This window comes from Trichocoleus sp. ST-U1 (assembly GCF_039961835.1).
Lineage (GTDB): Bacteria > Cyanobacteriota > Cyanobacteriia > Cyanobacteriales > FACHB-T130 > FACHB-T130.
This window is the reverse complement of sequence record NZ_JAMPJZ010000091.1, coordinates 1-19,430: the sequence shown is the minus strand read 5'-3', so window position 1 is coordinate 19,430 and position 19,430 is coordinate 1. Positions and strand designations below refer to the sequence as shown.

Here is a 19,430-nt window from a genome sequence, read left to right as displayed (position 1 = left end):
GAACTCAACTTAATTGAAATCTTATGGAAGTTTATGAAATATGAATGGATAGAGATAGAGGCTTATCGGGACTGGAAAAGTTTAGTAAAGTATGTCAAAAATGTGCTAAAAAAAGTCGGAACCGAATATGTAATTAATTTTGCTTAAGCACTTATACAGGAGAGATGTCCGCTCCACAAAAAGCTTTATCATAGACGCAATCTGCCGATTTTCTGTCTATGAGCTATTGCCTGAATTCAGGTTGCAACAAGCCTCAAAACCCTGTTGGCACAAACTTTTGTACAAGTTGCGGAACGAAGTTACTGCTCAAGGATCGATACCGCGCGATCGCGCCCATTGGCGAGGGTGGATTTGGTAGAACTTTCTTGGCTGAAGATGCAGATAGGCTAAAAGCTGCTTGTGTAATTAAGCAATTTTTGCCAGTGCCCGAAATTCAAGGCAATTCAGCGGCGATGCAGAAGGCAACCCAGCTATTTGAGCAAGAAGCGAGGCAGCTACTGCAACTGGGAGAACAACATCCACAAATTCCTAGTTTATTTGCCTATTTCGAGCAAGATAAACGCCTGTATCTGGTGCAGCAATATATCGAAGGGCAGGAATTAGGTCAAAACTTGGAACGGCAGCAAGCATTCACAGAAGAGCAAATTCGAGATTTATTAAATGATTTATTGCCGGTGCTGCAATTTGTCCACGAACATCAGGTGATTCACCGGGATATCAAGCCGACGAATATTATTAAACGTAAAAGAGATGGCAAATTCGTCCTAATTGATTTTGGCATTTCTAAAAAATTAACAGTCGGCACTGGTTTAACTAAAACAGGCACAAAAGCTGGCACAGAAGGCTACGCACCCATCGAGCAATTTCGCAGCGGTAAAGCTTATCCAGCCAGCGACTTATACAGTTTAGGCGTTACCTGCATTCATCTGCTGACAGCAACCAAACTTGATGAACTTTACGATCCATTAGAGGGCTGCTGGCTATGGAAAGAACATCTGAGGGAAAAGGGGAAAAATGTCAGCAGCCAACTGAGTCAAGTTTTGGATAAGTTACTGAAAGATTATGTGAAAGAACGCTATCAATCAGCAGATGAAGTGTTGAAAGACTTGAATGCTGTACCTACCCCACCACCGCCAAAACCACAAGCAACGACACCTGCACCACCACCGCTCAAGCCCCAGAATTGGAGATGTATCCGCACTTTCATAGGGCATTCAAGCTGGGTTCGTTCTATCGCTATCAGTCCGAATGGGCAGACTCTTGCCAGTGGCAGCAATGACAAAACCATTAAGCTGTGGCAGGTGGACAGTGGCAAGCTGATTCACACCCTCACCGGGCATTCAAGCTGGGTTCGTTCTATAGCTATAGCTATCAGTCCAGATGGGCAGACTCTTGCCAGTAGCAGTCAGGACTACAGCATCAAGCTGTGGCAGGTGGACAGTGGCAAGCTGATTCGCACTTTCACGGGGCATTTAAGCCGGGTTTATTCGGTTGCTTTTAGTCCAGATGGGCAGACTTTAGCCACTGGTAGTGAAGGCCACACCATCAAACTTTGGTCGATGGACAGTGGTAAGCTGATTCACACTCTCACTGAGCATTCAAATTCGGTTTATTCGGTTGCTTTTAGTCCGGATGGGCAGACTCTTGTCAGTGGCAGCGACGACAAGACTATCAAGATTTGGCGGCGCGATTAACTGGACGAGAACTGTTGCAAAGCGCGATTAGCTGGGTAAGAACTGATGTAAAGCGTGATTAGCCGGGTGAGAACTGATCCAAAGCGCGATCGCTTCTAGTCCATTCTTTGGGCATTAGATAAAATTGAGCTGCAACGTGAAGGCGAGATACTCGACTTTTTAAAAAAGTCGGGTATCTGAAACGCTACCAATCATAGAAAAACAAAATTTTCTAATTTTTACCAAGAACCACCTGTATATTTTTCAACAATTCCTCTGACGTGTAGGGCTTTGGTAAAAATGTTTTGACGTTATTACCAGCGATTTCAGTTATCTGGTAATTAGATGTAAGGCCGCTAACTGCAATAATCTTGACCTGTGGATTGATTTTTTGCAAAGCCCGGATAGTCGTTATACCATCCATAGCTGGCATCATCATATCGACTAATACAGCGTTAATATCTTGCTTGTGTTCTGCATATAGCACCAATGCCTCCACTCCATCAGTAGCGGTTAAAACCTTGTAATTATAGGTTTCTAGAGAAATTTTCGTAAGCTCTCGAATTGAATATTCATCATCAACAACGAGAATTAATTCTCCTTGTCCTCTAGGCAATTCATGAGGCAAGCTTTTCGTCTCATCTGGTATCGTTGCCTGCGTTACGGGTAAGTAAATATAAAACTGCGTTCCTTGCCCCACTTCGCTAAGTACCTGCACAAATCCACCGTGACTTTTAACGATACCCATCACCGTTGAAAGACCTAACCCAGTACCTTGTCCTATCTCTTTTGTGGTGAAAAATGGCTCAAAGATTCTATCTATTATTTCCCTTGAGATTCCCATCCCTGTATCGGATACAGTAATGACAACGTAAGGGCCAACCTTAGCATCAAGATTCATCCGGGCATAGTGTTCTTCAACCCACAAATTCCTGGCACAAAGCTCTAAAGTTCCCCCGTTTGGCATCGAATCCCTAGCATTTACACAGAGATTCATCAATACTTGGTGCAGCTGAGTTGCATCCCCAGAAATAGTCCAAAGATCGAGCATCGGGATATCGGTGCGGATTTCAATCGCTCTAGAAAATGTCTGTTTAACAATCTGCTCAATTTCTTTAATAATGTGCCTTACTTGCAAGGTGGTTCGCTTCCCTTCGACTCCTCGCACAAATGACAGCACTTGTTTAACGAGATCGGCACTTCGTTGAGTATTGGTTTCTAGTGTTTTTAGGATTCGCCGGCTCTGCTCATCCTGAAGTTTGTGTTCCAAGATTTGAACAGACATTAATACAGGTGCTAGGGCATTGTTGAGATCGTGGGCAATCCCGCTTGCCAGAGTGCCGATACTCTCCATGCGCTGTGCCCGAAGAAACTGGGCTTCGAGTTGTTTCCTCTCTGTAATATCGGTATTAACAGTTAAGATAAATTTGGGTTGTTCTTCTTCATCCCGAACGAGAGTCCAGCGACTTGCAACGATAATATTTTTCCCGTCTTTTGTGACTTGATGCAATTCACCCTGCCACTCGTTTTCTTGGGCAAGAATATTCTGATTTTTTTGGAGTTGTGGTGAAATTTCCTTGTATAAAAGTTGATTAGCATTCTTACCAAAAACTTCTTCTGTCTTCCATCCGTACAAACGTTCAGCCCCTTTGTTCCAAAATAGGATTTGGTTGTTCAGGTCTCGGACGAGAATTGCATCGGTTGTAATATCAAGCAAAGCCGCTTGTTCTTGGATTTTCCGATCTGCCTGTTTGCGCTCGGTGATGTCAAGGACAAAACCGACAACGTTTGGTTGAGATGGTTCCATCAGCGCTGCACCAATCATCACTGGAACGCGACGACCATCTTTGGAAATAAATTCTTTCTCGTAGGGAGTACAATTGCCAGAACTGAGGAATTGTGCGATCGCGTCTTCGTCTAAATGGCGATATTCGGGCGGAGTAATTTCATCCCAACGCAAACCTCCCGTTGGCAGTTCCTCCCGCTCATATCCCACCATCTGTAGAAAGGCATCATTCGCTTCGGTAATATTGCCCCGAAAATCTGCGAAAATAATCCCAATAATATTCGATTCCACCAAGCATCTAAATCGAGCTTCGCTTTCCTGAAGCGCTATAAATGCTTGCTCTCGTTCTGCTTCTGCTTGTTTGCGTTCGCATATCTCCTGTTCTAAACGTACATTTTGATCTATCAGTTTTTTGGTCAAGCAACGCAGGCGCAGGTGGATACTGACACGGGCTAAAACTTCTTCATGCTGGAGCGGTTTAGTAATATAATCTACCGCCCCAAGATTCAACCCTTTGACCTTATCCACTGTCTCACTCAGAGCGGTCATAAAAATTACGGGAATATCTTGAGTTACTTGATTCGCTTTTAGGCGGCGGCAAGTTTCAAATCCATCTATTCCGGGCATGAGTACATCTAATAAAATTAGGTCGGGTGAAGCATATTCAGCGCTTTCAATTGCACTTTCGCCATCTTCAGCCACTAAAACTTGGAAGCCGGAATGAGCCAGGAAATCGAACAGCATTCCCAAATTGGTAGGAGTGTCATCAACGATTAAGATAACTCCTTTTTCAACCGTATCAACACTCATTCATACCTCTTAAATTCTGTAATGAACTATAAGACTTGTTTCTCTTTAAAACCTTACCGAATTGACAAAATGGGTAGTATACGGAATCAACTGCCGATCCAACCCCTCAAGGTAAGCGATCGCTCTACGACGCCTCTAAAATCGTCTTTCCTTGCCTAGATCGAGCAAGTCTGCGATTTCCTTGGCAGGCGGAGGGTACTCTTGACTTTGAATGCGCCACTCATCAGTTGAACTAATTGACAGCGAATTGCCAATTTTAATCCCGTTCCTTTTGCATCCGGTGCAATACCAATTCCTCTATCTTCCACCTGAAACTGGGTTCTCTCCGTTTGGTAGCCCACTTTGAAAGTTATAACGCCAATTTCTGTAAACTTGACTGCATTGCGAAGTAAGTTAATTAAAACTTGCCGCAATTAGATCGCCTCGCGTCTGAAGATGGGTTTATAAACTTCCTTTAATCAAGAGGATTTACCAATTCCTAACCGCATTTTTAAAGGGTTCCTTTTTTTGCCCTTGATCTGGACTGCAAGCAATCCACCTTTGTATAGATTTTAAGATATTTTTCCTTATTTAAAATTACACCAAATCGTCAAGAAGCGTAACGAATTTATAAATTTTTTAGCTTTTGATAACCGAAACTTTTGTTTGTATTTTTAGTATTAAAAATTTATTAAATTTTCAATGTTTATTGCAAACGTCATATAAGAAACAGTTTTAAATGATTCAACCAACCCAATTGGATAGACAAATGTGGCGGTTTTCTTTCTCCTCAGAGATAACGCCTCGCTGGATAATAAGCTTAGGAGGCGAAAAACGTCATGAAACTCACAATACTGGTTGCCGCCGCTTTATCGGTGCCGCTATCGCTGGCGACGCCCGTACAAGCGGCAAATATGGGGCACGTCAAACGATTGCTGGAAACGAAAGAATGCGTAGGGTGCGACCTTTCCGGTGCTGATTTAAGCGGTGCCGACTTGAGAGAAGCGAACCTGCAACGGGCTAACTTAAGGAAAGCCAACCTAACCGGAGCCAATCTGGCTGGTGCTAACTTATACGTAGCGGACTTAGATCGCGCCCAGCTCAGAAACGCTAACTTACAAAATGCCATCCTAAGATTTACGCGCTTAACGGATGCCAACTTAGAAGGTGCTGACCTGCAAAAAGCGACTTTGAGATTTGCAAACTTGACAGGTGCCAAGCTGAAAAATGCCAACTTGCTTGGGGCTGACTTAAACAGTGCTAATTTATACCAGACAGATATCCGATGAAGGATTCTGCCTGGTATCGTTATCCCCGATAATTTAGGTGCATTTAGAACTAAACGCGATCGCCTCTTTTAACTGCCGCACATCACCTGGCGCATAGTTCGCATATTCACAGGCAATTCTAGTTGCATTGCCTGTTCGATGAAAATTGACGGCACCGGGATATTGGGCGTTGCTTTTACTGTATAGGTGAGCAAAGTGCCATTCTCGTAATCTTGCAAACTTAAGTCAGCACAGAAATCGGTAAAAGTACCTTTTTCCAAGCGAAAATGAATTTCCTGCTGCACGATCTCAGACACACTCAGATAAGCCTCAACCTGAAGACTGAGAAACAGGAAAGTTTTCGTGGCAACTTGGTAAACACTCTTGGAACTCGTCCCTTCCGGTAAGCCAACAGGCGAGGAGACGTTGGAGTGCAGTACCTCAGAGTGAGTAACATCTGGGAAATATTGCACCCAACGGGGATAGTCTGTCACTTGTTGCCAAACGAGCGATCGCTCGTTTGGCAAATACATTTGGGCAGTAACAGCACCCCCCCAAGTAGAACGCAATTGCGTTTCTATCAAAATCTCACCTTGCAAAAGCGCCGTTGAGTATCTCTTGCTCAGCGACAAGTCTGAGGCGGCATCCATCGAGTCCGACGGAAAAAGTATACTCATACTGACTCAGCTACTCCTCAATCAATAGTAATTCGATGTCAAGCTAACACAGGTTGTCTCGGACGTGGAAGGCAAGGTATGTTGGCTAATCTCCTAATTTGATCCTACATCGCTGTTTCAGCAACTCAGTATGTAACAATGATGACCATAATTCCTCAAGCATGTCAGGAGCCAAGGAACGTGAGTTGCTCTCCCAACCCAGGCACCGCAATTTTGTTGTATCGCTGGCATTGCTTTAGTGATTACAGCGATTATCGGGGTGCTGAAAGGATCGGGCGTTCTGAAGCAGCTTCCTGACTACGTCATCTGGGCGTTAGTTCTCTTTACCTTGGTTGCTGGTATCCTCGGCGGCATTCGCAGCTTGGGCGGACGTAGCCGATGGCAATATTCTGTTTTAACCATTTATTTGGTCGAGTCTGTGAGCCAAACTCCTAACCCTGAAACCCTGATTTCTTCTATTTTTGCCAGTGTTGTAGGGCTGACAATTGCGGTGTATCTGTTGCGAGGATTTGGAATTCTCACGTTCATCCCTGGCGGCGTTATCTGGATATTAATTTTGCTTTCAATTGCGAGTGGGATTACTTACGGCGTTCAGCGCACTCGCCGATAATTGCTTTCTTTTTCAAAGTTTGTTAAGTCATTTAGTATCTTTAAATACATTTAATATCAACCTTCGGGGCGATTCGCTGGAATTGTTATGTTCGCTATTCTCCAAGAGAAATTAACAAAAATTAAAAAACAAATTTCAGGAGAAGTGAATGACCGCGACAAACCCAACTACACAGCCAAGTGTTTCCACAGTAGAACGCAGTATCTCAGCCGTTTTCAAAGAACGCGAACAAATTGAGAAAGTGATTCACCGCTTGCTCGATCGGGGGATTTCCCGCGACGATATTTCAGTAATCGGCAAAAACTTTCATTCCGAAACTCGCATTGCTGGATTCATCACCAAAAAAGATGTGATTTTAGGCGGGCTGAGAAGCGGCGGCATCTTTGGTTCCTTGTTTGGTTCAGCCCTTGGCTTGCTGACTGGTGTGGGAGTGCTGTTCATTCCTTTTGTAGGTTCAGTCGTCGCGGCAGGACCCATTGGTGCGGCGTTACTGGGTGCAGCGAGTGGTGCTTTAGCGGGTGCAGCGGGCGCTGGTTTAGTTTCTGCTTTGGTCGCTTTGGGAATGCCAGAAGACAAAGCTGCCATTTATCAAACTCGCGTCGAAGCTGGAGATTTTCTGGTAGTTGTAGAAGTCTCTGCCAATCAATCCGGTGAAATTCAGCTGCTGCTAGAAAGTGCTGGTGGCGAAGAAGTGCATACCAGCGAAACCACATTACCCCGCAAACGCGCTGGGAAACTGGAAAGTCCTAGCGATTTGTCCCCGGAAGTTCGTTCTCACCTCTCAGAGGATGCTCAAAGGACATTTATCGCCAATTACAACAAAGCGCTAGAAGACTCTGGCGATGAATCCAAAGCTGACCATCATGCTTGGGATGTTGTTTCTGATCAATTTGAACAAGATGAACACGGCTTTTGGTCGAAGGCTAAAGCAAAGCTGTAGCAACTGGGCGGTTGAAAATGCGTCTACAAGAGAATTAACCTGCTGGCGTGGGTTTCAAAACTTTTGATTCGGCTTAAGGCAAGTGCGATTCAGCGATAGTCCTTGGCTCAAAACTTAAGTTTCTCGAAGATGAACAATGGGTTCTGCAAAAGCCGATGTAATTTCGATTACGTCGGCTTTTAGTATTATGTATAGGCAAATGTTGAGGAGCGATAATGAAGAAGTATATATGTACAGTTTGCAACTACATCTACGATCAACAACAAGGCGACCCAGATAGCGGTATCCAACCGGGTACGGCATTTGAAGATATCCCGGAAGACTGGGTATGTCCTACGTGTGGAGCCACAAAAGGGGATTTTGAACCATACGACGGGTAGGGAGATGATATCGCATCTGTACGGAAAATATTCCGTAAAATCGGCAATAGCTTGATTGTGCAACCTTTAAAAGTAGTAGTGATTGGCGGTGGGGCAGCGGGGTTTTTTGGTGCAATTACCTGTGCCGAAACTTATCCCCAGGCGCAAGTAATTTTGTTAGAAGCAGGACGACAACCCTTATCTAAAGTTCGGATTTCTGGCGGCGGGCGATGCAATGTTACTCATGCTTGCTTTGACCCGGCTGGTTTAGTGCAATATTACCCCAGAGGCGGGAAAGCACTTCGGGGGGCTTTTAGTCGTTTCCAAGCTAAAGATACAGTCGTTTGGTTTAGCGATCGCGGCGTCCAATTGAAAACTGAACCGGATGGACGGATGTTTCCAATTACAGATAGTTCCGAAACTATTGTGGATTGTCTGTTTGAGGCAGCAAGGGCATCTGGAGTGCAGATTCGCAGGGGAACACCTGTTGATAAGATTTTCCGGCAAGTGACTTCATTGAATCAACCACTCGACACCGGCTTTGAGATCCAGTTGAAGTCAGGAGAGATCTTCAAGTGCGATCGCATTCTCCTCGCTACCGGCAGCAATCCCCAAGGCTACCGCTGGGCAAAAACTTTAGGACACACGATTGAACCACCCGTTCCCTCTCTATTCACCTTTACGATTTCCGACACCCGGTTGCAAGATTTAGCCGGAGTCAGCGTGGAAAGTGCGCGTCTGCGTTTGGGTGTCGGTAAAACTCAGTTAGAACAAATCGGACCATTACTGATTACCCACTGGGGTTTGAGTGGCCCTGCTGCCTTGAAACTGTCGGCTTGGGCAGCTAGAATGCTGCACGATTGCAATTATCGAACAACGTTGCAAATTAATTGGCTACCCCAGTACAACCCGGAAAAGCTGCGGGAAATGCTTTTGGCGGTCAAGTCCCAATTGCCCCAACGCGCCATTTCTACCAGTTGTCCGCTGCCCTTACCTCGACGCCTCTGGCAGAGTTTAATTGCTGCTGTGGGGATTAGTGGGGAACAGCGTTGGGCGGAATTATCTAATAAAGTTCTCAATCAGCTAATTCAAGAACTTTCCGAGGGTAAGTACCAAATTCAGGGGAAGGGTGTCTTTAAGGAAGAATTCGTTACCTGTGGCGGCGTCAACTTAAAGGAAGTGAACTTTAAGACAATGGAAAGCCGCATCTGTCCGGGACTTTACTTTGCCGGAGAAATCCTCGATATTGACGGCGTCACGGGTGGCTTTAACTTTCAGAGTGCCTGGACGACTGCTTACTTAGCGGGTCAGGCAATGGGCAACGAAGAAATTAAAAATTAAAAATTAAAAATTAAAAACCCAAAAATTTAATTTTTAATTGTGTCTTGGCGGTGCGAATACTTGATGAATCTCTTGTATAGCTGCCAATTCATTTACAGTTGTCCATGAATATGCCGATGAAATTTCACGAAATTGTCGAAAAACTGGGTACTACTGCCGCCTGCAATAGTTTGACCTCAAATACAGATTGCAACCCGGAAATTACGGGAGTAGCACCCGTCGATGAGGCTGCCATTGGCACACTCAGCTACATAGAGGGCGCGAAATTTGCGGCTTTTGTGGGAAAAACCTTTGCCAGTGCCTTAATTTTACCGCCGGATGAAAAGTTACAAGCACAAGCATCTGAGCGGCGAATTGCCTGGATTGCGGTATCCGATCCGCGATTAATGTTTGCCGCCGCGATCGCGCTTTTCTATAAACCCTTCCGTCCAGGGCCAGCAATCCATCCCACAGCAGTCATTCATCCCGACGCCAAAATTGGTCAAGATGTTTACATCGGCGCTCATGCAGTCCTTGAGGCGGGTACAGAGATTGGAAATGCTGTCATCATTCACCCGAATGTAGTCATTTACCCAGACGTGCAGATAGGCGATCGCACGGTATTACACGCTAATTGTTCCATTCACGAACGCACCCGCATCGGCGCAGATTGCGTCATTCATAGCGGTGCTGTCCTCGGTGCGGAAGGCTTTGGGTTTGTCCCCACTCCGACTGGCTGGTTCAAAATGGAGCAGTCTGGCTACACTGTTCTGGAAGATGGCGTCGAAGTGGGTTGCAATAGCACCATTGACCGCCCCGCTGTGGGGGAAACCCGCGTCGCCCACAACACCAAAATTGATAACTTGGTGCATATCGGTCACGGCTGTAAGGTAGGCTCCAACTGCGCCTTAGCCGGACAGGTAGGGATGGCAGGCGGCGTTACTGTCGGCAATCGCGTGCTATTAGCCGGACAGGTAGGGATTGCGAATCAAGCGCATATTGGAGATGGCGCGATCGCTACTGCCAAAGCAGGCATCCACAATGATATTGAACCTGGTGCCATTGTTACTGGCGTCCCAGCGATTCCCCACAAAGTATTCCTAAAAGCAGCAGCCATCTACCATCGTCTCCCGGAGATGTATCAAACTCTCAGGCAGCTACAACGACACCTAGGAGACAAGAAATAAAATTTACAGAAATGTATATACGGCTAAAGCCGTATATATTCATCTCCTGTAAAAGGCTTTTTCTATCTCTTGAGTGATAACAAACACAAGCAGGAGTTTCCAGCTATAGAGGGATTTGGATTCTCTTGATACTCGTATAAATTAAGAGTAACAAAAGAGGAGATTCACCCATGAAAAATTCAAACTTGTCTAAACTAATGAGTGCTGGTGTTCTTGCAGCTAGCGTCGCTCTGGTTCCCATGACCCTACCTGCTTCTGCCCAGACTGATACGACTACATCTCCCGGTACCACCAATACAGCTCCTAGCCAAGGCGTAGACAATACAAATACAAATACTGAAGGCGATCGCGGTTTTGATTGGGGTTGGTTAGGATTGTTGGGCTTAGCTGGTTTGGCAGGTCTTGCAGGTCGTAAGAATCACGAAACGACCGCTTACCGCGATCCCAACGAAGTCGGTTCCTCTACTTATCGCCGCTAAAGCTGATTAACAGCTTGTTCATAGACATTTATTGTCTGTCCGTCACTTTTAAAACCAATTTGCTGGATGTCGTCCTGTTGGAAATCCATCGATTGGAAACATAAGAACAGGAGATTTAAACATGAAAAATTCAAACTTGTCCAAATTGGTGAGTGCTGGTGTTCTTGCAGCTAGCGTCGCTTTGGTTCCCATGACCCTACCTGCTTCCGCCCAGACCGATAGTTCAGCTCCCGGTACCACCAATACAGCTCCCGACACCACCACCACTGCTCCGAGTCAAGGCGTAAACAACGCCGATTATGAAGGCGATCGCGATTCTAATTGGGGTTGGTTAGGACTGCTGGGTTTAGCTGGTTTAGCTGGTTTAGCTGGTCGTAAACACGACGACCGTGTAGCTTACCGCGACCCAAATGAAGCCACTTCTTCTACTTATCGTCGGTAAAGTACAACACAAGTTTCGCCGTAGTTACGTAACATTGACAACTACGTTTTAGAAACAACTTTAATAATTCCTGGTGGAGACGAATATCCATCAGGAATTTTGTTATTTATGCTTTTTGCTAATATAGCAATCCTCTTGAATGTGCATGAGCTTATCGGGAATACTGACAAGAACTTATTGCCGATTACCGATGATCAGCTTGCACAAACGATGTTGATTTTCACGGCTTTGCTGAGTCATTAGCCGCTTTAGGATGCTGCCTGCAATTCATTTAGACGTACCAAAACCTCGCTACTGTGAATTGCAGGATTGATCCCTGTAAATGTCTCGCGTAGCACTCCCTGTGCATCGACAATGAAGGTGTGGCGCATCGAGACAAATCCAATCCAAGAACCGTAAGCTTTGCTCACCTTGCCATCTGTATCAGCCAGCAGTGGAAACTTCAGCTTTTCGGAATCGCAGAACTTGGCATGAGAATCAACAGAATCAGCACTGACGCCAATAATTTGAGTATTTTTATCCAGGTATTTCGGCAAGTCTTGCTGAAATCTGCGGGCTTCTAGAGTGCAACCAGAGGTGAAGTCTTGGGGATAAAAGTAGAGAACCACCCATTGACCCCGGTAATCGGAGAGGGAGACTTCGCCATCGCCGGTATTCGTTGGCAGGGTAAACTCTGGAGCCGATTGATTTACCGTGGGCAGCTTGCCGCCAAGTGCAGCCGCTGATGGTGTAATGCTCAACCAGGTGATGAGGGCGAAAAAACTTGCCAATAGAGTATTGAGGAAGATGCGACGGGAATTCATGATGAAAAGCGAAAACTGAACTTAACATAAGTTTACAGTTTTAATTCGCTCTCCACTTTTATCTGATATGACTATTCCTGGTTAATGGGGGTCGCAGTCTGTCAGGCTAGCCCAGAAGGGTTCATTGAACGGAGAGGTAAGGGTTAAGCGTGTTTGGAATCAAACCATCAAAATTTTAATCAAGTAGAGGCGCAAAACTTTGCGCCTCTACTGCGAACTCAGGAAATGACTGTATTAGTCTTTTTGGAGTTCTTTTTTAGATTTGTAGTAGACCTTCGCCCCTGTATCCGTTACAAAATGGCAAGAAGGGTTAGAGCGTAGGAAGGCTTGGAAAACTGACCGCTCGGATTTTCGGTAGTAATTGCCCAAAATAGGTTTAATCGCCTCAGTTGCTGTCTTCAGGTGGTAGTGAGGAATGCTGAGGAATATGTGATGAGCTACATGGGTGCCAATATTATGGTGAATATTATTGATAAACCCATAGTCGTGGTCAATCGTAGATAAGGCACCCTTGAGAAAATACCAGTCTTTCCCACGATACCAAGGAATATCCGGGTCGGTATGGTGCAGAAATGTTACCAATGCCAGCCAGACGACAAAAACCTCGTAGGGGCCTACATAATATTTGACCAGCCACATCCAGCCCCACTGATAAGTTAACCAGCCCAAGCAACCCAGCATCAGCGTCCAGAGGGTTGCGCTAGTGATGACATCCCATTTTTCTGAGGGTCGAAACACAGGGTTACTGGGGAGAAAGTGAGAACCAGGCTTTCCAGGAGTCCCTTTAAACAAGTACAACGGATAAGCCACTAGTAAGGCTAAGGCATTAAAGCGGACAAATTTTTCATACCCGGGCATCTCTCGATACTGGCTTTCTGTAACGGGATACCAGCTTTCATCCGTGTCAATGTTGCCGGTATTTTTGTGGTGAGTTCGGTGGCTGATACGCCACCCATGATACGGCACGAGGATGGGAATGTGTGCCAAATGCCCAATCAGGTTATTTACCCATTTTTTTCTGGAAAAAGAACCGTGACCGCAGTCGTGTCCGACGACAAACAACGCCCAGAACATCGTTCCCTGCGCCAACCAAAATACAGGCCAAAACCACCAGGAATCCAGGTAGCTAGCGATCGCGTAGAGGATGCCGATTATCCCTACATCCACTAGAAAATAGAACAGCGATCGCTTGGTGGAGGGCACAAAGCACTCTGGGGGAATGGCGGCTTTCAAGTCTTGAAGGGTAAAGGGGGGTTCTGAGTCACCCAAATATAATTCTTCTTCGACAGGATTATTTAACTCTATGAGCTTAGATTGCACAAAGTTTCCAATTTTACGTAACTGTAGACCAAAAGGCATTATTCTACAGCCGCGCCATCAGTGCAATTAACGCTATAAAGACCGATTAGTCAAGAGTATGGCTGTTGTTTACCTACAAAATCTATTCTGTGGAAAATGCGGTTGCTCATGTAGCATTTAGTATGGTATGGAACAAATACACTTTGATGCAGCCCTTGATGGAGGGACTGGCTTGAACGGGTTCGCAACTACGGCAAGTCGGGGCAACCAATCGGCTCCTTCTGGCATGGAGAGTTTCCGGGAAGCGATCGCAATTGGCAGGTTAAACAGTCATTCAACAAAAAGAAACTGATTAAATCCGGAAAAATCTGCGGAAAAATCTTACCTTAGGGTGTAGTAAGACCCGTCTTGCCAGAAAAGCCGTGTCCTCTCCAAAATCAATTGCTTATAAGATCGGGCGATTAATCATGTGGAAACCCTCTCAAAGCCGTACCACCCTGATTGTTCTATCCAGCTCCCTAGCGTTTGGGATTCTTGGCTGTAATAACGATGCAGCAAGCCCTCCTAGTCCACCAGCCGCCTCAGCCCCAGCAACACCTGCTGCTAGCGCAAGTCCCGTGGCGGCTGTTGCCAGTTCTGCTGCGACTCAACCGGCTAAACCTGCCTCAACAGCTAAGCCAAAAGCATCAACGGCGACTAAAAAAACACCCGTTAACCAACCGATTAAGACTGGCCCTGACACTTATAACGAAGCGATTGATACTGCCCTTGGCGCGATCGCGATTAGTGAATCTGCCAAAAGCCGAGATGATTGGCAATTAGTTGCCAGCCGGTGGCAAGAGGCAATTGAATTAATGAAAGCTGTGCCAACTTCTAGCCGCAACCATGCGATCGCTCAAAAGAAGCTGCCTCAATACCAGCGCTTTCTAGCCTCGGCTCAGAAACAAGCGGCTCCTCCGCCCAAGCCCAAACCCATTGGACCTGCAATCGTTAACAAACCCTTTTTCACGGTTCCCATCAAACGCCGACAAGGGGACACGATTCCTGTTGTTGACGTGACATTTGATGGCAAAAAGAAATATGAAATGTTTCTGGATACAGGGGCAAGTAAAACGTTGATCACCCGACAGATGGCTTATGACCTAAAGGTAAAACCTGTAGGAATGGCGAACGTAAAGACGGCGAATGGAGTGGCTGGGATATACTTTGGGTTTGTTAATTCGATTCAACTGGGTGGGAATCTCGTCAAAGATGTGCTGGTAGGAATCGGACAACCCGACTTGGACATTGGACTGCTAGGACATGACTTCTATGACGGCTATGACATCACCATTAAAAAAGATGTGGTGGAGTTTCGTCGCCAGCGCTAAAGTAAAGAGCGCGATTTTCAATTGGTTACAGTGGATTTTGACCTCTTCCTACCCCTCCCCCTATAAGGCTACGGTGTACGGACAAAGCGCTCTCAGACCTAACCCCCAACCCCTTCCTTCGTAGGGAAGGGGAGCAGTATTCAAAGCCCCTCTCCGTGTCGGAGATGGGTTTGGGGAGAGGTCAGCCGACTTGTGTGTACACCGTAGCCTTATAGGGGAGAAAGCTAGATTTTCTGGCTTCTCTTTCCGAAAAGCGGACGCTTGGGGCGTCACCGTGCCGTTTAGTTAGCGATCGCACTGATTGATATTTATTCTAGGAATCACTCTGGAAAAGCTTCGGAACGGGTGCCAAAGTCATAGAGTGGTTAAGTGGGTTATCAAAACTGGCTATGCCAACACTGACACCAGACCAGCGCAATTACTACTACCTCTTAGAAGCGGAACGAACTGGCATTCACAAGCCGATTCTGGCAGCGCTTTATCAAGTGCTATCTTCACCGCAGTTTTCGGACGGAGAAAAGGGACTGGGCATCTCCCCAGCGAATCGCATTCCTCTACAGGAGGTGGATTCTTTTCCCAAACAAGTGCAATATGCTGCCAATACTATCCGCAGTTTAAGTAACAATCTGGTCGCTCAGGGGTGGAAAGGAGCGGATCTGTGGGACGTACAAAAAGGGCGCTACAGCGATCGCTTTATTCAAGCTGTGGCTGATGGTTATGCACCGCCAGCAAGCGAACCGACAGCAGCGCGGTTGGAAGCCAGCGATGCCAAGGCGTTACTGCAAGTGTACCTAAAAGACATCGAAACCGATTTCAGTGCAGAAGGCTTGCCCCACAATCTTGCCTACCTGGATAAGGCGCTACTGACCCTAGTGGAGCGAGTTCCAGAATACTATACTGGCTTGCCTCATCAACGGGATGCTGCCCTGGAAGTGGTGCGGATGTGGCGTCAGATGGATACAGAAGAAGCCGCGATCGCGTCTTTGCTGTCTCCTGGCACTGTCATTGGCGATAACTTCGAGGAATCCCAGATGGATGTTCCTCTCAAGCAATTTATCCAGCGAATTTCTCCCAATTACTCCGGTTATCCCTATCAGCGAGAAGCCCTGCTGCGGCTAGCCCAGCTGTGGCGTCAGCTAGAATCGCGGGAAGTTGCGATCGCTTCTTTGAAAAACAACACCTCCGCCGATACAGGGATTAAAATTGTCGATCCGGCCCTGATTGCCTTTATCCAGCGCATCCCGCAGTACTATCAAGCTTCAGGCAACCAACGCAACGCGCTAACTGAATTAGTTCGGATCTGGCGAAAGTTGGACTCTCGCGCTTCCGCGCTGGCATCATTGGGAATCGACCCTCTACTGCTGAGTGGCACGACAAGCGATCGCACCAGGTTATCGAATCTTGCCGCCCAGCTAGATCGAGAATTGCTGAATTTTGTTCGGCGTCTGCCGATTGAATATAAAGAAATCGACCACCAACGAGAAGCTTTAATCCGCCTGGTTCAACTTTGGCGCGATTTGGCAACCAGAGATCAAGCCATTCGCTCCTTATTTGAGGATCTCAAACGCATGAATCAGGCACGGAAAGATTCTCCGGACGCCGCACCCAAGCCTGTCCCAATCGCTGTCGCCAAGCGTCCCGACAGGTGGACGCTAAGGAATATTCAGCTGTCTGCCCCCATCGTTCCGGATGGCAACTTTACCTGGGCAGAAGCTACCCACGGCGGCACCCGGATGCCTCCTAACCAGGCGACGCTGGATGCCATGATCCGGATTGCGAGACTGGCACAAAGGGCACGCGATCGCATTGGGCGACCCTTCATCATTACTAGCTGGTATCGACCTCCAGCGATCAATCGTGCCGTTGGCGGGGCAAGATACAGCCGTCATATAGTTGGAGATGCAATAGACTTTCTCTGCGAAGGTCTTTCTGGCGATCAACTTTACTGGTCTCTCGACCCTTGGTGGCCCGGTGGTTTGGGTCGTTACACCAGCTTTCCGAACCTGTGTCATCTTGATGCGCGAAGCTATCGGGCACGCTGGCGAAACTAAAGTGAGGCACAGACGTACACAAAAGCTCTTTTTTCCATCAATGGTGAGGGGTTAGGGTTAGCTGACAAATCTTTCCGTATAGGTTGGGTTTCACGCTGTTGAACCCAACCGCAGCCAGTGTTTCGTTGGCTCCGTGCGGGAATGAAACCCAACCTTGTATTTGTACTTCCGCAAGGAAACTCCAAAACATTTGGCTTTTTCAACCCTACCAATCTTTATCCGGTTTCCGGAGGAGAAAACAAAAATTTAATCTACGGTTTGCCTATCGGGATATGAAGGTATACAATAAAAACATTCTGCTAGAATCATGTCCATAGTAAAAACATTTCTATACCTATAGATAGATGAGCGATCGCATTGGACACTTAAAACACACCTGGGTACAATCTCATAATCCTTCACATCCAGCATTGAGATTGCAACAACAGCAACAAACAGAGCCGATGTTCTACTATTTTGCTTACGGTTCTTGTATGTGCCCGGTCGATTTAAAGCGTACATTCGGCGAGAACACCCATAGTTACGTGATTGGTGCTGCCACACTGAAAGGATATCGGCTAGGATTTTATCGTCGCTCAGCGCTTCGCAACTGTGGTGTTTTAGATATGGTGAAAGATCCATCAGCCTCAGTCGAAGGAGTTCTGTATCGACTACCGTGGAGATTGAGCGATCGCTTGGATGAACGCGAAGAAGTCCCTCAAGGCGGTTATCGCCAGGAAATGGTCAACGTTTCCTGCCAAGGTCGGACATATACCGGCGTTCGTACCTACGTTGTCGTTAACAAATTAGCAGAAGAACTCGCCCCCAATGACTGGTACTTTAACGTTGTCCTGCGCGGTGCCTTAACCTGCGGGCTTCCAGAACAGTATTGCTGGCAACTGTTTAACCATATGCATCAGTTACAACAGCGCCATTGGGTCTCATCAGTCTCTAGGGTTCGTTTAGTTAGCGGTAATTGATCGTTCGTCATTCGTCATTAATGATTCGTTTTTGATCAGAAATTCTGAGCAAACACCTAAAAGCTCATGACAGCTGACAATTCCCCCCTATTTATTATTTATTAAAATACTTGTAGGGTGGTTAATTTTCACCCTCATCCTAGGTATTGCTAAGCTTAAAATGTAAACATACATTTTTTGTAAATTCTTGGTGTATGTTTACAAAAGCAAAATTTCTAAGCATATTATTAGTAACATTCATTATTGTATCCGCTATTCATATTTATTCCAAAAATGCTTCAAAGATTCCTCAAGTTCAAGTACAAAAAATAATAAACGGAGAAAATACAGCTAATAATTTATGCGATTGCAAAAGCCAAGAATGCCAATTCAGCATAGAATTTATCAGAACGGATCATCAAGGGAATACAAAGGCTAAAGGTGCAAATTATGTTCTTATTTTTGATCCAAAATCTCCGAAACTAGATTTTAAGGTTAGTCTTGCTTTAGCCCATGAAATTTATGCTAAAGATGCTAAAGGAAGATTCCGCAAAGAATATGTTCCAAAACAGTTTCATGAAATTATAGCCGATGAAAATGCAAAACTAAATGGCAAGAAACCGATTGCAGCCATTAACGGGGATTATATAGATCCTGAGAATAAACCCCAAGGCTTGAACATTTCGAGGGGGGTAGAATATTCTGGTTTATTTAAAGATAAGCGGTCTTCCTTTGGAATTTCAGGAGGCACAGAAGAACGAAAAGCGACAATTCAGATTGGGAAAAGAAACAAGCAAAATTTAAACTATAACTTAGTAGGAGGTAATGGAAGATTTTATAAAGATGGAATATTTAAAGATATTTGTAATGACTTGGGAGAATATGCCTGTCAACACGAAACCAGCCGCTCAATGGCAGCGATTACTTCCAAAGGCTATGTAATTTTATTGGTTAACAACGTCGAAACCGATGGGCCATTGTATCCAGATAAGTTTGATGATGTCCTGAAAGGAATTTCTAACAATCACTGTTTAGGAAATATTCAGGAAGCGATGTTATTTGATGGTGGGTTTTCAACAGCTTTTTACTATAACGACAAAATCTATGTAGAAAACTCTAATCCAATTGGCTCAGTTTTCTTAATTTATAAAACCGAGTAAAACTTTATTAAGCTACTTTTATATTTATAAGTCTCAAGTTTCATCTGCATTTTCTATACAGTCTTCACAGTGATATTTTTTAGGTTACACTTTGCAAGCGGCGTTTAGGTTTATGCAACCGAGTTTACCTCTCATCGAGTATATTGCTATACTCTATTAATTTACTTAACGTGAGTTCGGGATAAGGAGGGGTGGAACAGATACAGTTGAAAGTACCTAATTCTCAACGCATCTCACCACCCCATGCTTAGTTTAGAATCCTTGTTTTGTCATGTCGAT

General features: G+C 45.6%; 19 protein-coding genes and 1 pseudogene. 15 read left to right on the top strand and 5 right to left on the bottom strand.

The window, feature by feature from the left end:
* Both NDA06_RS22660 and NDA06_RS22655 read left to right on the top strand, forming a co-directional pair.
* Positions 1-147 (top strand): annotated as a pseudogene (locus NDA06_RS22660) (IS630 family transposase); the annotation flags it as partial.
* Between the two features lie 71 nt (positions 148-218).
* The gene (locus NDA06_RS22655; RefSeq protein WP_348251869.1) at positions 219-1,694 is read left to right on the top strand and encodes a serine/threonine-protein kinase; all 1,476 of its coding nucleotides are present in this window, start codon (positions 219-221) and stop codon (positions 1,692-1,694) included.
* 211 nt (positions 1,695-1,905) lie between these two features.
* Here NDA06_RS22655 and NDA06_RS22650 read toward each other — a convergent pair whose 3' ends face one another.
* Positions 1,906-4,269 carry a response regulator gene (locus tag NDA06_RS22650; RefSeq protein WP_348251868.1) on the bottom strand — a complete coding sequence of 788 codons (2,364 nt, stop codon included), beginning with the start codon at positions 4,267-4,269 and terminating at the stop codon, positions 1,906-1,908.
* Between the two features lie 155 nt (positions 4,270-4,424).
* On the bottom strand, positions 4,425-4,682 hold the full coding sequence (locus NDA06_RS22645) for an ATP-binding protein (RefSeq protein WP_190987062.1): 258 nt from the start codon (positions 4,680-4,682) through the stop codon (positions 4,425-4,427).
* A 405-nt stretch (positions 4,683-5,087) separates the two neighbouring features.
* Between NDA06_RS22645 and NDA06_RS22640 the strand changes: the two genes are divergently transcribed.
* Entirely contained in the window at positions 5,088-5,537 is a 450-nt protein-coding gene (locus tag NDA06_RS22640; RefSeq protein WP_190987063.1) for a pentapeptide repeat-containing protein, read from the top strand.
* Positions 5,538-5,605: 68 nt separating this feature from the next.
* On the opposite strand, the gene NDA06_RS22635 is transcribed toward NDA06_RS22640, so the two are convergent.
* The gene (locus NDA06_RS22635; RefSeq protein ID WP_190987064.1) at positions 5,606-6,193 is read right to left on the bottom strand and encodes an SRPBCC family protein; all 588 of its coding nucleotides are present in this window, start codon (positions 6,191-6,193) and stop codon (positions 5,606-5,608) included.
* 418 nt (positions 6,194-6,611) lie between these two features.
* Here NDA06_RS22635 and NDA06_RS22630 point away from each other — a divergent pair, with 418 nt between their 5' ends.
* The 7 genes from NDA06_RS22630 to NDA06_RS22600 all read left to right on the top strand — a co-directional run bounded on the left by NDA06_RS22630 (position 6,612) and on the right by NDA06_RS22600 (position 11,530).
* Complete coding sequence (locus NDA06_RS22630) at positions 6,612-6,803, top strand: hypothetical protein (protein WP_190412750.1); 192 nt, start codon at positions 6,612-6,614, stop codon at positions 6,801-6,803.
* A 148-nt stretch (positions 6,804-6,951) separates the two neighbouring features.
* Complete coding sequence (locus NDA06_RS22625) at positions 6,952-7,743, top strand: ChaB family protein (RefSeq protein ID WP_190527887.1); 792 nt, start codon at positions 6,952-6,954, stop codon at positions 7,741-7,743.
* A 215-nt stretch (positions 7,744-7,958) separates the two neighbouring features.
* Complete coding sequence (gene rd / locus NDA06_RS22620) at positions 7,959-8,123, top strand: rubredoxin (protein WP_190439734.1); 165 nt, start codon at positions 7,959-7,961, stop codon at positions 8,121-8,123.
* 51 nt (positions 8,124-8,174) lie between these two features.
* Positions 8,175-9,443, top strand: a complete 1,269-nt coding sequence (locus NDA06_RS22615) for an NAD(P)/FAD-dependent oxidoreductase (RefSeq protein ID WP_190987065.1) — start codon at positions 8,175-8,177, stop codon at positions 9,441-9,443.
* Positions 9,444-9,559: 116 nt separating this feature from the next.
* Positions 9,560-10,609 (top strand): UDP-3-O-(3-hydroxymyristoyl)glucosamine N-acyltransferase, encoded by a 1,050-nt coding sequence (gene lpxD, locus NDA06_RS22610; protein ID WP_190439739.1) that lies wholly within the window; start codon positions 9,560-9,562, stop codon positions 10,607-10,609.
* Positions 10,610-10,779: 170 nt separating this feature from the next.
* Positions 10,780-11,088 carry a WGxxGxxG family protein gene (locus NDA06_RS22605; protein ID WP_190412755.1) on the top strand — a complete coding sequence of 103 codons (309 nt, stop codon included), beginning with the start codon at positions 10,780-10,782 and terminating at the stop codon, positions 11,086-11,088.
* Between the two features lie 121 nt (positions 11,089-11,209).
* The gene (locus NDA06_RS22600) at positions 11,210-11,530 is read left to right on the top strand and encodes a WGxxGxxG family protein (RefSeq protein WP_190439742.1); all 321 of its coding nucleotides are present in this window, start codon (positions 11,210-11,212) and stop codon (positions 11,528-11,530) included.
* Between the two features lie 248 nt (positions 11,531-11,778).
* Here NDA06_RS22600 and NDA06_RS22595 read toward each other — a convergent pair whose 3' ends face one another.
* Together NDA06_RS22595 and NDA06_RS22590 are read right to left on the bottom strand one after the other, a co-directional pair.
* Positions 11,779-12,333, bottom strand: a complete 555-nt coding sequence (locus NDA06_RS22595) for a peroxiredoxin (protein WP_190987066.1) — start codon at positions 12,331-12,333, stop codon at positions 11,779-11,781.
* Between the two features lie 234 nt (positions 12,334-12,567).
* Entirely contained in the window at positions 12,568-13,653 is a 1,086-nt protein-coding gene (locus tag NDA06_RS22590) for a fatty acid desaturase (RefSeq protein WP_347277068.1), read from the bottom strand.
* A gap of 166 nt (positions 13,654-13,819) precedes the next feature.
* On the opposite strand from NDA06_RS22590, the gene NDA06_RS22585 reads away from it, so the two are divergent.
* The 5 genes from NDA06_RS22585 (at position 13,820) to NDA06_RS22565 (ending at position 19,151) form a co-directional block, all read left to right on the top strand.
* Positions 13,820-13,984, top strand: coding sequence for a hypothetical protein (locus NDA06_RS22585; RefSeq protein ID WP_190987068.1), 165 nt, complete (start codon positions 13,820-13,822; stop codon positions 13,982-13,984).
* A gap of 115 nt (positions 13,985-14,099) precedes the next feature.
* Positions 14,100-15,002: a retropepsin-like aspartic protease gene (locus tag NDA06_RS22580; protein ID WP_190987069.1), complete on the top strand. Its 903-nt coding sequence runs from the start codon at positions 14,100-14,102 to the stop codon at positions 15,000-15,002.
* A gap of 389 nt (positions 15,003-15,391) precedes the next feature.
* Positions 15,392-17,053 (top strand): D-Ala-D-Ala carboxypeptidase family metallohydrolase, encoded by a 1,662-nt coding sequence (locus tag NDA06_RS22575; RefSeq protein WP_348251867.1) that lies wholly within the window; start codon positions 15,392-15,394, stop codon positions 17,051-17,053.
* A gap of 344 nt (positions 17,054-17,397) precedes the next feature.
* Positions 17,398-18,012, top strand: a complete 615-nt coding sequence (locus NDA06_RS22570; protein WP_190987253.1) for a gamma-glutamylcyclotransferase — start codon at positions 17,398-17,400, stop codon at positions 18,010-18,012.
* Between the two features lie 194 nt (positions 18,013-18,206).
* Positions 18,207-19,151, top strand: coding sequence for a phosphodiester glycosidase family protein (locus NDA06_RS22565; RefSeq protein ID WP_190987252.1), 945 nt, complete (start codon positions 18,207-18,209; stop codon positions 19,149-19,151).
* Positions 19,152-19,430: the final 279 nt, after the last annotated feature.

What these genes read in the sequence shown, in the direction of transcription:
- NDA06_RS22580 (WP_190987069.1), top strand. Translation starts at nt 14,100, where the DNA reads ATGTGGAAACCCTCTCAAAGCCGTACCACCCTGATTGTTCTATCCAGC.
- NDA06_RS22575 (WP_348251867.1), top strand. Translation starts at nt 15,392, where the DNA reads ATGCCAACACTGACACCAGACCAGCGCAATTACTACTACCTCTTAGAA.
- rd (WP_190439734.1), top strand. Translation starts at nt 7,959, where the DNA reads ATGAAGAAGTATATATGTACAGTTTGCAACTACATCTACGATCAACAA.
- NDA06_RS22585 (WP_190987068.1), top strand. Translation starts at nt 13,820, where the DNA reads ATGGAACAAATACACTTTGATGCAGCCCTTGATGGAGGGACTGGCTTG.
- NDA06_RS22595 (WP_190987066.1), bottom strand. Translation starts at nt 12,333, where the DNA reads ATGAATTCCCGTCGCATCTTCCTCAATACTCTATTGGCAAGTTTTTTC.
- NDA06_RS22650 (WP_348251868.1), bottom strand. Translation starts at nt 4,269, where the DNA reads ATGAGTGTTGATACGGTTGAAAAAGGAGTTATCTTAATCGTTGATGAC.
- NDA06_RS22565 (WP_190987252.1), top strand. Translation starts at nt 18,207, where the DNA reads ATGTTTACAAAAGCAAAATTTCTAAGCATATTATTAGTAACATTCATT.
- NDA06_RS22655 (WP_348251869.1), top strand. Translation starts at nt 219, where the DNA reads ATGAGCTATTGCCTGAATTCAGGTTGCAACAAGCCTCAAAACCCTGTT.
- NDA06_RS22635 (WP_190987064.1), bottom strand. Translation starts at nt 6,193, where the DNA reads ATGAGTATACTTTTTCCGTCGGACTCGATGGATGCCGCCTCAGACTTG.
- NDA06_RS22640 (WP_190987063.1), top strand. Translation starts at nt 5,088, where the DNA reads ATGAAACTCACAATACTGGTTGCCGCCGCTTTATCGGTGCCGCTATCG.
- lpxD (WP_190439739.1), top strand. Translation starts at nt 9,560, where the DNA reads ATGAAATTTCACGAAATTGTCGAAAAACTGGGTACTACTGCCGCCTGC.
- NDA06_RS22600 (WP_190439742.1), top strand. Translation starts at nt 11,210, where the DNA reads ATGAAAAATTCAAACTTGTCCAAATTGGTGAGTGCTGGTGTTCTTGCA.
- NDA06_RS22605 (WP_190412755.1), top strand. Translation starts at nt 10,780, where the DNA reads ATGAAAAATTCAAACTTGTCTAAACTAATGAGTGCTGGTGTTCTTGCA.
- NDA06_RS22570 (WP_190987253.1), top strand. Translation starts at nt 17,398, where the DNA reads ATGAGCGATCGCATTGGACACTTAAAACACACCTGGGTACAATCTCAT.
- NDA06_RS22625 (WP_190527887.1), top strand. Translation starts at nt 6,952, where the DNA reads ATGACCGCGACAAACCCAACTACACAGCCAAGTGTTTCCACAGTAGAA.